General features: G+C 66.4%; 12 protein-coding genes. 10 read left to right on the forward strand and 2 right to left on the reverse strand.

The features are described 5' to 3' along the window. The first annotated feature begins 196 nt into the window (after positions 1-196). Positions 197-1,960, forward strand: coding sequence for a proteasome ATPase (gene arc, locus AC59JP_RS05935; protein WP_497324684.1), 1,764 nt, complete (start codon positions 197-199; stop codon positions 1,958-1,960). Between the two features lie 22 nt (positions 1,961-1,982). Here arc and AC59JP_RS05940 read toward each other — a convergent pair whose 3' ends face one another. Then, a complete protein-coding gene (locus tag AC59JP_RS05940; protein ID WP_497324685.1) occupies positions 1,983-2,489 on the reverse strand; it encodes an NUDIX domain-containing protein in 507 nt (168 codons plus the stop codon). 65 nt (positions 2,490-2,554) lie between these two features. On the opposite strand from AC59JP_RS05940, the gene dop reads away from it, so the two are divergent. The 4 genes from dop (at position 2,555) to prcA (ending at position 5,931) form a co-directional block, all read left to right on the forward strand. Further along, positions 2,555-4,054 (forward strand): depupylase/deamidase Dop, encoded by a 1,500-nt coding sequence (gene dop, locus AC59JP_RS05945; RefSeq protein WP_497324686.1) that lies wholly within the window; start codon positions 2,555-2,557, stop codon positions 4,052-4,054. Positions 4,055-4,148: 94 nt separating this feature from the next. After that, positions 4,149-4,343, forward strand: a complete 195-nt coding sequence (locus AC59JP_RS05950; RefSeq protein WP_497324687.1) for a ubiquitin-like protein Pup — start codon at positions 4,149-4,151, stop codon at positions 4,341-4,343. Between the two features lie 38 nt (positions 4,344-4,381). Further along, positions 4,382-5,182: a proteasome subunit beta gene (prcB, locus tag AC59JP_RS05955; RefSeq protein WP_497324892.1), complete on the forward strand. Its 801-nt coding sequence runs from the start codon at positions 4,382-4,384 to the stop codon at positions 5,180-5,182. After that, a complete protein-coding gene (prcA, locus tag AC59JP_RS05960) occupies positions 5,179-5,931 on the forward strand; it encodes a proteasome subunit alpha (RefSeq protein WP_497324688.1) in 753 nt (250 codons plus the stop codon). Before prcB ends, prcA begins: the two co-directional genes overlap by 4 nt. Here prcA and AC59JP_RS05965 read toward each other — a convergent pair. Next, positions 5,907-7,349 (reverse strand): bifunctional phosphatase PAP2/diacylglycerol kinase family protein, encoded by a 1,443-nt coding sequence (locus tag AC59JP_RS05965; RefSeq protein ID WP_497324893.1) that lies wholly within the window; start codon positions 7,347-7,349, stop codon positions 5,907-5,909. The genes prcA and AC59JP_RS05965 overlap by 25 nt on opposite strands. Before the next feature lie 163 nt (positions 7,350-7,512). Between AC59JP_RS05965 and pafA the strand changes: the two genes are divergently transcribed. The 5 genes from pafA (at position 7,513) to tatC (ending at position 12,202) form a co-directional block, all read left to right on the forward strand. Beyond that, positions 7,513-8,871, forward strand: coding sequence for a Pup--protein ligase (pafA, locus tag AC59JP_RS05970; protein WP_497324689.1), 1,359 nt, complete (start codon positions 7,513-7,515; stop codon positions 8,869-8,871). A gap of 24 nt (positions 8,872-8,895) precedes the next feature. Then, on the forward strand, positions 8,896-9,894 hold the full coding sequence (locus tag AC59JP_RS05975; protein ID WP_497324690.1) for a helix-turn-helix transcriptional regulator: 999 nt from the start codon (positions 8,896-8,898) through the stop codon (positions 9,892-9,894). Then, positions 9,891-10,853 carry a helix-turn-helix transcriptional regulator gene (locus AC59JP_RS05980; protein WP_497324692.1) on the forward strand — a complete coding sequence of 321 codons (963 nt, stop codon included), beginning with the start codon at positions 9,891-9,893 and terminating at the stop codon, positions 10,851-10,853. Before AC59JP_RS05975 ends, AC59JP_RS05980 begins: the two co-directional genes overlap by 4 nt. A gap of 98 nt (positions 10,854-10,951) precedes the next feature. After that, positions 10,952-11,221 (forward strand): Sec-independent protein translocase subunit TatA, encoded by a 270-nt coding sequence (gene tatA, locus AC59JP_RS05985; RefSeq protein WP_497324693.1) that lies wholly within the window; start codon positions 10,952-10,954, stop codon positions 11,219-11,221. A 21-nt stretch (positions 11,222-11,242) separates the two neighbouring features. Further along, on the forward strand, positions 11,243-12,202 hold the full coding sequence (gene tatC / locus AC59JP_RS05990; RefSeq protein ID WP_497324694.1) for a twin-arginine translocase subunit TatC: 960 nt from the start codon (positions 11,243-11,245) through the stop codon (positions 12,200-12,202). Positions 12,203-12,230: the final 28 nt, after the last annotated feature.

Here is a 12,230-nt window from a genome sequence, read left to right on the forward strand (position 1 = left end):
TCACTGCACCGAATCTTCTCTACCCGGCCACCGGAAAAGCCTTGGTTACCGGGAAATGAGCGTGTTACGAACGCAAGTCGTCGCGACCGCCACGGACGGTCGTCACGCACCGATCGGTTTCGACCGGTAGCGTTGAACGAATCGCACTAGTGTTGTTGGCGCAGCACTTGTGTCGTCGGTACTGGGAGGAGTCGCAATGAGCCCTACAGACAAATCGGATGCTGCCGCGCGAGCGGAGCTGGAGGCCCTGCGCGCCGAGGCTGCTGTTCTTCGCCGCCAACTGTCCGACTCACCCGACAGTGTTCGTGACCTCGAGTCGCGCGTGGACTCCTTGTCCATCCGCAACACCAAGCTCATGGAGACGCTGAAGGAAGCGCGTCAGCAGTTGATCGCTCTCCGCGAGGAGGTCGATCGTCTCGGAGCGCCCCCGAGCGGCTACGGCGTTCTGGTCAAGGTGTACGACGATTCGACGGTCGACGTCTTCACCTCCGGCCGCAAGATGCGCCTGACGTGCTCGCCGAACATCGAGACGTCGATTCTGCGTCCCGGCCAAACGCTCCGCCTGAACGAGGCGTTGACCATCGTCGAGGCGATGGAGTACGAGCGGGTCGGCGAGCTCAGCGCACTGCGCGAGATCCTCGACGACGGGCGTCGCGCATTGGTCGTCGGTCACGCCGACGAGGAGCGAGTTGTCTGGCTCGCCCAGCCGCTGCAGGAGATGGCGGACGACGAGCGACTCGACGACGATCTGGACGGCCCGTCGCGTCGCCTGCGGCCTGGCGACACCCTGCTGGTCGACACCAAGGCCGGGTACGCGTTCGAGCGCATTCCCAAGGCCGAGGTCGAGGACCTGGTGCTCGAAGAGGTCCCGGACGTGGGCTACGAGGACATCGGCGGCCTCGGTCGCCAGATCGAGCAGATCCGCGACGCCGTCGAACTCCCGTTCCTGCACAAGGACCTCTTCCGCGAGTACTCGCTGCGCCCGCCCAAGGGTGTTCTGCTGTACGGGCCTCCCGGATGCGGAAAAACGCTCATCGCCAAGGCCGTTGCCAACTCGCTGGCGAAGAAGATCGCCGAGGCGAAGGGTGACGATCCCAAGGAAGCGAAGTCGTTCTTCCTCAACATCAAGGGTCCCGAGCTGCTGAACAAGTTCGTGGGCGAAACCGAGCGTCACATCCGGCTGATCTTCCAGCGTGCTCGCGAGAAGGCATCCGAGGGCACTCCGGTCATCGTGTTCTTCGACGAGATGGACTCGATCTTCCGGACCCGCGGATCGGGCGTGTCGTCCGACGTCGAGACCACCGTGGTTCCGCAGCTTCTCGCCGAGATCGACGGTGTGGAAGGCCTGGAGAACGTGATCGTGATCGGCGCGTCCAACCGCGAGGACATGATCGACCCGGCCATCCTGCGACCCGGTCGACTGGACGTGAAGATCAAGATCGAACGCCCGGACGCCGAGTCCGCGCTGGACATCTTCTCCAAGTACCTCGACGAGACGCTGCCGATCAACGCCGACGACCTCGCCGAGTTCTCGGGCGATCGCACTGCGTGCATCAAGGCCATGATCGAACGCGTCGTGGACCGCATGTACGCCGAGACCGACGAGAACCGCTTCCTCGAGGTCACCTACGCCAACGGTGACAAGGAGGTCCTGTACTTCAAGGACTTCAACTCGGGCGCGATGATTCAGAACATCGTCGACCGCGCCAAGAAGTACGCGATCAAGTCGGTGCTCGAGTCGGGCAACCGCGGTCTGCGGGTGGGACACCTCTTCGACTCCATCGTCGACGAGTTCGCCGAGAACGAGGACCTGCCCAACACCACCAACCCCGACGACTGGGCGCGTATCTCCGGCAAGAAGGGCGAGCGGATCGTCTACATCCGCACGCTGGTCACCGGCAAGAACGCGAGCGCCAGCCGCGCCATCGACACCGAGGCCAATACCGGCCAGTACCTGTAGATCTTTCGCCGAGAACTGCTCGTCACCACTCGAGGGTGGCGAGCAGTTCTCGTGTGTCGGGAACGAACGGCCACTCGGGGTCGGCGAGGTGCGCTGCGAGTTCGGCGTTCGTCCACCACCACCCCTCGGCGACCTCGGTGGACTGGTGGTGCACCGGACCGTCGTAGAACGCCTCGAACGCGAAGAGGTGGCAGCGCAGGATGCGATCGCCCGAGTGTCCGCTCCACGCAGCCGTGGCGCACGGTGTCAGGTCGCACCCGGTGACGCCCAATTCCTCGGCGAACTCGCGGCGCGCGGTGTCGAGCGGCGTTTCACCGGGATCCATCACCCCGCCGGCGATGCAGTCGTGCATTCCGGCGAACACGGCCTTGGTGCTCGTGCGGCGATGTACGTACACGCGCAGGCCGTCGGTCGACCGCAGAAGCACCCCAGAGCTGCCGTGCCACAACCCCTCTCGATAGACGCGGGAGCGCGGCGCCGACCCGACGACCGCTCCGGCCTCGTCGAACACTGCAACGGTCTCGTCCATCCCTGCATCGTGTCAGAAGGGGTCGGGCCCGCAGCCCGCGCCGGTCGATCGCCTAGGCTCGAGCGATGAAGCGGATCATCGGCATCGAGGTCGAATACGGAATCTCGTCTCCGACGGAACCCTCGGCCAACCCCATCCTGACGTCCACCCAGGCAGTGCTCGCCTATGCCGCAGCGGCCGGAGTGCCGCGGGCCAAGCGCACCCGATGGGACTACGAGGTCGAATCGCCGCTGCGGGACGCTCGCGGGTTCGATCTCGGGCGGTTCAGCGGACCCGCCCCCGTGATCGACGCCGACGAGGTCGGCGCCGCGAACATGATCCTCACCAACGGCGCACGGCTCTACGTCGACCACGCACACCCGGAGTACTCCGCCCCCGAGGTGACGGACCCGATGGACGCCGTCATCTGGGACAAGGCCGGCGAGCGGGTCATGGAAGCGGCCGCGCGCCACGCGTCGAGCGTTCCGGGCGCCCCTCGGCTGCAGCTGTACAAGAACAACGTCGACGGCAAGGGTGCGTCGTACGGAACGCACGAGAACTACCTGATGTCGCGGGACACGCCCTTCTCCGCGGTGATCACCGGGTTGACCCCGTTCTTCGCGTCGCGTCAGGTGATCACCGGCTCGGGACGAGTCGGCATCGGTCAGGCCGGCGACGAGGCCGGATTCCAGCTGTCGCAGCGCTCGGACTACGTCGAGGTCGAGGTGGGACTCGAGACCACCCTGAAACGCGGGATCATCAACACCCGCGACGAACCGCACGCCGACGCGGACAAGTACCGCCGACTGCACGTCATCATCGGTGACGCGAACCTCGCCGAGATGGCCACCTACCTCAAGGTCGGCACCACGGCGCTGGTGCTCGACACCATCGAGGCCGGCGTCGATCTCAGCGATCTGCAGCTCGCGCGGCCCGTCACGGCCGTGCACCTGATCAGTCACGACCCGACGCTGCGCCAGACGGTCGCGCTGGTCGACGGCCGCGAACTGACCGCCCTTGCGCTGCAGCGGATCTACCTCGAGCGGGTGACGAAGTACTTCGAGTCGCGCGGCGAGGACGACCCGCGGGTCAGCGACATCATCGAGAAGTGGGCGATGATCCTGGATCTGCTCGAGCGGGATCCGATGGACTGCGCCCACCTGCTCGACTGGCCCGCGAAACTGCGTCTGCTGGAGGGCTTTCGCAATCGCGAGAACCTCGGGTGGTCCGCGCCGCGGTTGCATCTGGTGGACCTGCAGTACTCGGACGTTCGCCTCGACAAGGGCCTCTACAACCGCCTCGTCGCCCGTGGCTCGATGGAGCGACTGGTGACCGAGCAGCAGGTGCTGGACGCGATCTCCAACCCGCCGACCGAGACGCGTGCCTACTTCCGCGGCGAGTGTCTTCGCCGTTTCGGTCAGGACATCGCGGCGGCCAGTTGGGATTCGGTCATCTTCGACCTCGGCGGCGACTCGTTGGTGCGCATCCCGACGCTCGAACCGTTGCGGGGGAGCAAGGCCCACGTCGGAGCACTGCTGGACTCGGTCGATTCGGCCGCCGAACTGGTCGATCAGCTCACCAACTGACGTGTTGCGCCCCTCCGGGCTGCCCGGCTCGGTAGGCTGAGGATTCCGCTCGCGCAAATTGTCTGCGGGTCGAAGTAGGACAAGGAGATCGGCGATGGCACAAGAGCAGACCACACGTTCCGGCGGGGGCGACGACGATGACGCGACCGGTGGCGACGGTGCGGCGGGCCAGGAACGACGCGAGAAGCTCGCCGAGGAGACCGACGATCTGCTCGACGAGATCGACGACGTCCTCGAGGAGAACGCCGAGGACTTCGTGCGCGCCTACGTGCAAAAGGGCGGCCAGTGACGGCGGAGCGGGAATTCGCGTTGCCCTTCGGCTCGAACATGTCGTCGTTCACGGACCATCTGCGCAAGAACGCACCCGAACTGCTTCCGGAAAATCGTTTCATGAATGCCGTTGAAGCAGCCGGTAATTCGGACATCGCGCCGCACGGCACCACCATCGTGGCGCTGTCCTTCGACGGTGGAGTGATCATCGCCGGCGACCGCCGGGCGACGATGGGCAATCTCATCGCCAGCCGCGACGTCGAGAAGGTCTACATCACCGACGAATACTCGGCCGCCGGCATCGCGGGCACCGCGGGCATGGCGATCGAACTGGTGCGGTTGTTCGCGGTCGAGCTCGAGCACTACGAGAAGATCGAGGGCGTGTCCCTGACCTTCAACGGCAAGGTCAACAAGTTGTCGTCGATGGTGCGCGCCAACCTCGGCGCCGCCATGCAGGGACTCGCCGTGGTGCCGTTGCTGGTCGGCTACGACCTCGACGCCGCCGACGCCCGCAAGGCCGGCCGGATCGTGTCCTACGACGTCGTGGGTGGTCACTACGAGGAGGTGTCGGGCTACCACGCCGTCGGCTCGGGTTCGCTCTTCGCAAAGGCAGCGATGAAGAAGCTATATTCGCCCGGCCTGTCCGAGGACGACGGTCTTCGGGTCGCCATCGAAGCGCTCTACGACGCGGCCGACGACGACTCCGCCACCGGCGGGCCGGACATCGTCCGCGGGATCTATCCGACCGCCGTGATCATCGGTGCCGGGGGAGCGGAGTTCGCGCCGCAGTCGCGGACCGAAGCAGTGGCCCGCGCCGTCTTGGCCGACCGTGCGAACCGAGGGGGTGACCTGCGATGACGATGCCGTACTACGCATCTGCCGAACAGATCATGCGCGATCGCTCGGAGCTCGCGCGCAAGGGAATTGCGCGCGGCCGAAGTGTGGTCGTGCTGACGTACGCCGACGGTGTCCTGTTCGTCGCCGAGAACAGGTCGTCGGCGCTGCACAAGGTCAGCGAGCTCTACGACCGGCTCGGATTCGCGGCCGTGGGCAAGTACAACGAGTTCGAGAATCTGCGCCGCGCGGGCATCGTGCACGCGGACACCAAGGGCTACACGTACGACCGCGCCGACGTCACCGGCCGGTCGCTCGCCAAGGCGTACGCGCAGACACTCGGGACGATCTTCACCGAGCAGCTCAAGCCGTACGAGGTCGAGATCTGCGTTGCCGAGGTGGGCAACCCGGGCGACCCGCCGCTGTCGCAGCTCTACCGGATCACCTACGACGGGTCGATCGTCGACGAGACCGAGTTCGTCGTCATGGGCGGTGCCACCGAACCGATTTCCACCGCGCTGAAGGAGCAGTACCGCACCGGTCTGGACCTCGGTGCCGCCGTGGCGTTGGCCGTCAATGCGTTGCAGGACGGAACGTCACCGGCACCGGCGCCGGTCCCCGCCAACGGGGGCGGCAACGGTGAGACGGCTCCGGAGAAGCGCATCCTCGAGGTGTCCGCACTCGAGGTTGCCGTGCTCGAGCAGACCCGTCCGCGTCGCGCGTTCCGGCGGATCACCGGCGCTGCGCTTCAGGATTTGTTGCCGACGGGCTGATACAGCGTCAACAGCGAAGGCCGGGCGTCGAACTCGAACGTCCGGCCTTCGCCGTACACCTCGCCGTCCACGGCCACCGTCAGCGTCGTCTGCAGATCCTCGACGCGAATCGACTGCTTGCGCAGGTGCGTGTAGGTGGGCGACGACCCCAGCGTTCCGGTCAGGGCCGCGAACAACAGTCGAGTGCGCGAGAGCTTCATGTTCGCCCGCAGGTACCGAATGTCGAGAACGCCGCCGGACATCGACGGTCTGGACATGGGTACCTGATCCGCCGGGGCGTACTTTCCGTTGCCCACGAAGATCATCCAGACCGATTCGAGTCTCCCGTCGATGTTGACGACGAGCGGTTTCGCACTGGCCAGTACGGCAATCATCGCTGCGGCGGCTGCGGGCCACTTGCCGATCTTCGGTTCCCACTCGTCGCGCAACAGCACCGAGTCGGGGTAACCGCCCATGCTCGCGGTGTTGATGAAGAATCGGCCCGGCTCGCCGTCGACGCTGACGTGGCCGATGTCGGCGTTCGCCGCTGCACCGGACTCGATTCCGCGGGCACAGGCCTCGACGTCGACCAGTCCGGTGTCGCGTGCGAAGTGGTTGAGCGTTCCGCCGGGGAACACCGCGAGAGGCAGCCCTTTGTCGATGGCCACACCGACGGCGGTCGCGACGGTCCCGTCGCCGCCGCACACCCCGAGAGCCAGGGTGTCGGTGCCGATGCGTTCGACGAGCTGCTCCGCGAAGTCGCGGTCGACGTCGGGCTCGAACCACACGGCCTTCGGCAGACGCTCCTCCAGCGTCGCGACGATCCCTGCGGTGTTCTGATCCGAGTCCCGAATGCCGGCACTGGGATTGACGAGGATCACCATGCCCTCGCCGCCCTTCAGAGCGGGCGCGTGCCCTCCGTGCGCGAGTTCGGCCGGGTCGTCGGACCGGACGGCCCACCAGCGACGAGTCGACAGCGCCACGCCCGTGCCCAGTGCGACGCCGGCGATCACGTCGGACGGCCAGTGCACACCCACGTGCACCCGCGAGTAGGCCACGGCAGCGGCGAGCGGGGCGATGGCCAGACCGGCAGCGGGAGACTCGATGGCAACGCCTGCGGCGAAAGCCGCCGCCGACGCCGAGTGTCCGGACGGGAACGACGACGACATCGGCGGATCGAGGACACGACGCAACACCGGCACCGAATCGACGGGTGGGCGATCGCGTGGGAACAGAGGCTTGAGCAGACCGTTGGCCAACCCGCTCGCGCCGAACACCGACAATATTCCTCGCACGGCGCCGCGTCGCCTCGATCCGCCCGACGCTGCGAGCACCAGAGCGACGGTGAACCAGAGCTTGCTGTGGTTCGCGCTGTCGGACAGTCGTCGCAGTGCCGTGTCCCCGAGCAGGGGGCGCGATCGCGAGATCGCGCGCACCATCGCAAGGTCCGCCGTGCGGGTACGCCGAGCCAGGGCTCGAGGCGTCAGATTTCGGGGGCCCGAGGTTCGAAGCGTCACGCGGCCAGCCTATGCGGTGCCTCGGTGGGCGACGCGCGCTCGCTTCCGACCGATGCACCGTGACACACCGTTGTACTGTCGAAGTGTGCAGCGACGAATCATGGGTATCGAGACCGAGTTCGGTGTCACGTGCACCTTTCACGGTCATCGCCGGCTGAGCCCGGACGAGGTTGCTCGCTACCTCTTCAGGCGAGTCGTGTCGTGGGGACGCAGTTCCAATGTGTTCCTACGCAACGGCGCTCGCCTGTATCTGGACGTGGGCTCGCACCCGGAATACGCGACCGCGGAATGCGACAGCCTCGTTCAGCTCGTCACGCACGACCGCGCGGGCGAGCGGGTACTCGAAGACCTCCTCATCGACGCCGAGCAGCGTCTCGCCGAAGAGGGCATCGGCGGCGACATCTACCTGTTCAAGAACAACACCGACTCGGCGGGCAATTCGTACGGCTGCCACGAGAACTACCTGGTCGTGCGCGCCGGAGAGTTCTCGCGCATCTCCGACGTTCTGCTGCCGTTCCTGGTCACCCGTCAGCTCATCTGTGGAGCCGGGAAGATTCTGCAGACGCCGAAGGCCGCAACCTTCTGCCTGTCGCAGCGCGCCGAACACATCTGGGAAGGCGTGTCGTCCGCGACCACGCGCTCGCGCCCCATCATCAACACGCGCGACGAGCCGCACGCCGACGCCGAGAAGTACCGCCGCCTGCACGTCATCGTGGGCGACTCGAACATGGCCGAGCCCACCACCATGCTCAAGGTCGGGACCGCCGCCCTGGTTCTGGAGATGATCGAGGCCGGAGTGTCGTTCCGAGACTTCGCTCTCGACAACCCGATTCGAGCCATCCGCGAAGTGAGCCACGACCTGACGGGACGGCGTCCGGTTCGTTTGGCGGGCGGGCGGCAGGCGAGCGCGCTCGACATCCAGCGCGAGTACTACGCCCGCGCCGTCGAGCACCTGAAGACGCGTGAGCCCAATGCGCAGATCGAGCAGGTCGTCGATCTGTGGGGACGCACTCTCGACGCCGTCGAGGCGCAGGATTTCGCCAAGGTCGACACCGAAATCGACTGGGTCATCAAGCGCAAGCTCTTCGATCGCTATCAGGACCGGTACGACATGGAGCTGTCGGATCCGAAGATCGCGCAGCTGGACCTGGCGTACCACGACATCAAGCGCGGCCGCGGAGTCTTCGACGTGCTGCAGCGCAAGGGTCTTGCGAAGCGCATCACCGAGGACGAGCAGATCGACGAGGCCGTCACCACGCCGCCGCAGACGACACGCGCAAAGCTGCGCGGTGAATTCATCACGGCGGCGCAGGAAGCGGGCCGGGACTTCACGGTCGACTGGGTCCATCTCAAGCTCAACGACCAGGCTCAGCGCACCGTGCTGTGCAAGGACCCGTTCCGGTCGGTGGACGAGCGCGTCGAACGGCTCATCGCCTCCATGTGAGTTCGCTACCGCTAAGGTTTCGTGGTGGCAATCTCCAAAGTCGAACGGCTGATGAACCTGGTGATCTGCCTGCTGTCGACGCGTCAGTACCTCACGGCGGAACGCATTCGCGATTCCGTGGCGGGGTACTCCGAATCCGCGAGCTACGACGCCTTCAGTCGGATGTTCGAGCGCGACAAGAACGAACTGCGCGATCTCGGTATCCCGTTGGAGACCTCGATGTCCTCGCAGTTCTCCTCGGTCGAGGGCTACCGCATCAACCGCGACGCGTACGAACTTCCCGAGATCGACCTCGAGCAGGACGAGGCAGCGGCAGTTGCCGTCGCGATCCAGCTGTGGGAGTCGCCCGAGCTGACGTCCGCCGCGCAGAGCGCTCTGCTCAAACTGCGCGCGGCGGGTGTCCAGGTCGATTCCGAGGAGCTCCCGGCCTCGATCACGGCCGTGCCCGCGCGCACCCGCGGGTCGGAACCGGCCCTCGGCAAACTCCTGACCGCGATCGACGACGGACGCGCCGTCACCTTCGCGCACCGCTCGTCGCCGACGTCCGACTGGGTCACGCGCACGGTGGAGCCGTGGGGTGTGGTCACGCACGGTGGCCGCTGGTATCTCGTGGGCCACGACGTCGATCGGGCCGAAGTGAGGACGTTCCGGCTGTCGCGCATCGGTGACGATGTCACCGCGCTCGGAAAGTCGGGCAGCGTGAAGAAGCCCGACGGCGTCGATCTGCAGGCCATCGTCGAGCGCGTCGCGAGTACGGGCGACGTGGCGGGGGAGGCGCACGTGTGGGTCGCCGACGGCCGAGCTGCGGAGCTGCGCCGACTCGGCACCGACGACGGACGCAGGTCCGTCGGAGGCCGGGGCGGAGTCGTCGTGCGCATCCCCGTCCGGTCGTGGGAATGGATCGCGCGCGTCATCACCGGTCACGGCGCAGACGCGGTCGTGCTCGACCCCGCCGAGCTGCGCGCGGACGTCCGAGAGAAGCTGACTTCTGCTGCACTGCATCGTGATTCGAGGTCGGCATGACGGCGAGGTTGTCGTCGCGCCTGGCGCGGCTGCTGAACATGGTTCCGTACTTCATCGCCAATCCGGGCATCAGCGCAGCGGACGCCGCGGCCGAGCTCGGCGTCTCCACCAAACAGGTGATGGACGACTTGAATCAGCTGTGGATGTGCGGTTTGCCGGGATACGGGCCCGGTGACCTCATCGACCTGTCGTTCTCCGAGGACAGCATCGAGGTCACGTTCTCCGCTGGCATAGACCGGCCGTTGCGACTGACGAGCACGGAGGCGACCGCCCTCCTCGTGGCGCTGCGCTCGCTCGTCGAGATGCCGGGCATGGTGAACCCGTCGGCCGCTCAGCACGCCATCGCGAAAATCGAACAGGCAGCGGGCGCGGCGGCGTCGAAGGCCGGAACGGCGGCCGCCGCCGAGGAGAGTCCGACGGTCGCCGCGGTCCGCGGTGCGGTCACGCGGCGGCACGCTCTCGACATCACCTACTACTCCGCCTCTCGGGACGTCGTCTCCGAGCGCACCGTCGACCCGATTCGGATCGTTCTCGTCGACGACCACAGCTACCTCCAGGCGTGGTGTCGCAGCGCGGAAGGTGTTCGGTTGTTCCGGCTCGATCGCATCGACGCCGCCACCGAGCGCGACGAGCCGTCTGCGCCGCCGCGCGAGGTGGAGGAGAAGGACGCGCTGGACCTGTTCCGGGACGATCCGGCTCTGCCACTCGCGCGACTGGCGGTGGCGCCGGATGACGTCTGGATCCTCGACTACTACCCGATGACCCAGACCGCAGTCCGCGAAGACGGATCGGTGGAGGTCACCATGCGCTTCGCGACCGAGGACTGGATGGCACGACTGGTCCTCGGATTCGGGGCGGGAGTACAGGTGCTCGCACCGTCGACGCTGGTCGATCTGGTCGGTTCGCGAGCCGCCGAAGCCTTGTCCCTGTACGACGAATTCGATACGAGTGCGACGTGAACATCGTGCGAACAGTCCGTTTCGGCCGTAAAGGCGAGCACGTCACGGGGACCCGTCTCCGGTAGCATCAGTGTCATCTGATCTGGGAGGTCTTGATTATGGGTGCGTTGAGCGCATGGCACTGGGCGATCGTTCTGATCGTCATCGTTGTTCTGTTCGGATCGAAGAAGTTGCCGGAAGCCGCACGCGGGCTCGGTCGTTCGCTGCGCATCTTCAAGAGCGAAGTCAAGGAGATGCAGAACGACGGCAAGGACACCTCGGCACCGTCCGAGCAGGCGTCCACCGTCACCCCGCCCGCGCAGCTTCCCCCTGCCGAGGCGCCGTACACCACCGGTAACGCCCACAATCCCGAGTCCAAGTCGGCCTGATCCGCTCACGCGTACGTCACGGTGCGAATTCCCCTGGATCCGCGGCAGCGCAAGCGACGCGTCAACCCCGACGGGACCATGTCCCTCGTCGAGCATCTCTACGAGCTGCGTACCCGCATGCTCTGGGCCCTGCTCGCCATCTTCGTCACGACGATCGTCGGGTTCTTCTGGTACTCGCACAGCCTCTTCGGCATCGAGAGTCTCGGTGACCTGCTGCGCGGGCCGTACTGCTCCCTCCCACCGGAGTCCCGCGCGTATCTGACCGACGACGGTTCCTGCCGCCTGTTGGCCACCGCCCCGTTCGAGCAGTTCATGCTGCGGTTCAAGGTGGGCATCACCGCCGGCGTCGTGCTCGCCTGCCCCATCTGGCTCTATCAGATCTGGGCTTTCGTCACTCCCGGCCTGTACGCCAAGGAACGCCGCTACGGCATCGCCTTCGTCAGCGCTGCGGCCGTCCTGTTCGTCATGGGCGCCGTCCTCGCCTACGTCGTGGTGTCGAAGGCATTGCACTTCCTCCTCACCATCGGCGACAACGTGCAGGTCACCGCACTGAGCGGCGCCGAGTACTTCGGGTTCGTCATCAACCTCCTGGTCATCTTCGGAGTCAGCTTCGAGATCCCGCTGCTGATCGTGGCGCTCAACGCGGTCGGCGTGCTGAGCTACGCGAAACTGAAGGCGTGGCGCCGGGGACTGATCATGGCGCTGTTCGTCTTCGCGGCCATCGCGACACCGGGCCAGGACCCCTTCTCGATGCTGGCGCTCGCGTTGGCGCTGACGGTTCTGTTCGAGCTCGCCGTGCAGATCGCGCGCATCACCGACAAGCGGCGTGCGCGCCGAGCGGGCGAGGAGTGGGGCGCACTCTCCGACGACGAAGCATCACCGCTGGACACTCGCGCAACACCTCTCGGATCGGCGTCGCCCGTCGAGGCCCCGGCTCCGGTGCGGCACACCGCGGACGCGGACTACTCCGACACCCTCTGACTCTCCGACACCCTTCGACTCTCCGACA

Source organism: Rhodococcus sp. 320_ES (assembly GCF_059691855.1).

Excerpts from the sequence above, each read along its gene's own strand:
- tatA (WP_497324693.1), top strand. The coding sequence starts at position 10,952 with ATGGGTGCGTTGAGCGCATGGCACTGGGCGATCGTTCTGATCGTCATC.
- AC59JP_RS05980 (WP_497324692.1), top strand. The coding sequence starts at position 9,891 with ATGACGGCGAGGTTGTCGTCGCGCCTGGCGCGGCTGCTGAACATGGTT.
- dop (WP_497324686.1), top strand. The coding sequence starts at position 2,555 with ATGAAGCGGATCATCGGCATCGAGGTCGAATACGGAATCTCGTCTCCG.
- arc (WP_497324684.1), top strand. The coding sequence starts at position 197 with ATGAGCCCTACAGACAAATCGGATGCTGCCGCGCGAGCGGAGCTGGAG.
- AC59JP_RS05940 (WP_497324685.1), bottom strand. The coding sequence starts at position 2,489 with ATGGACGAGACCGTTGCAGTGTTCGACGAGGCCGGAGCGGTCGTCGGG.
- prcB (WP_497324892.1), top strand. The coding sequence starts at position 4,382 with ATGTCGTCGTTCACGGACCATCTGCGCAAGAACGCACCCGAACTGCTT.
- AC59JP_RS05950 (WP_497324687.1), top strand. The coding sequence starts at position 4,149 with ATGGCACAAGAGCAGACCACACGTTCCGGCGGGGGCGACGACGATGAC.
- prcA (WP_497324688.1), top strand. The coding sequence starts at position 5,179 with ATGACGATGCCGTACTACGCATCTGCCGAACAGATCATGCGCGATCGC.
- AC59JP_RS05965 (WP_497324893.1), bottom strand. The coding sequence starts at position 7,349 with ATGGTGCGCGCGATCTCGCGATCGCGCCCCCTGCTCGGGGACACGGCA.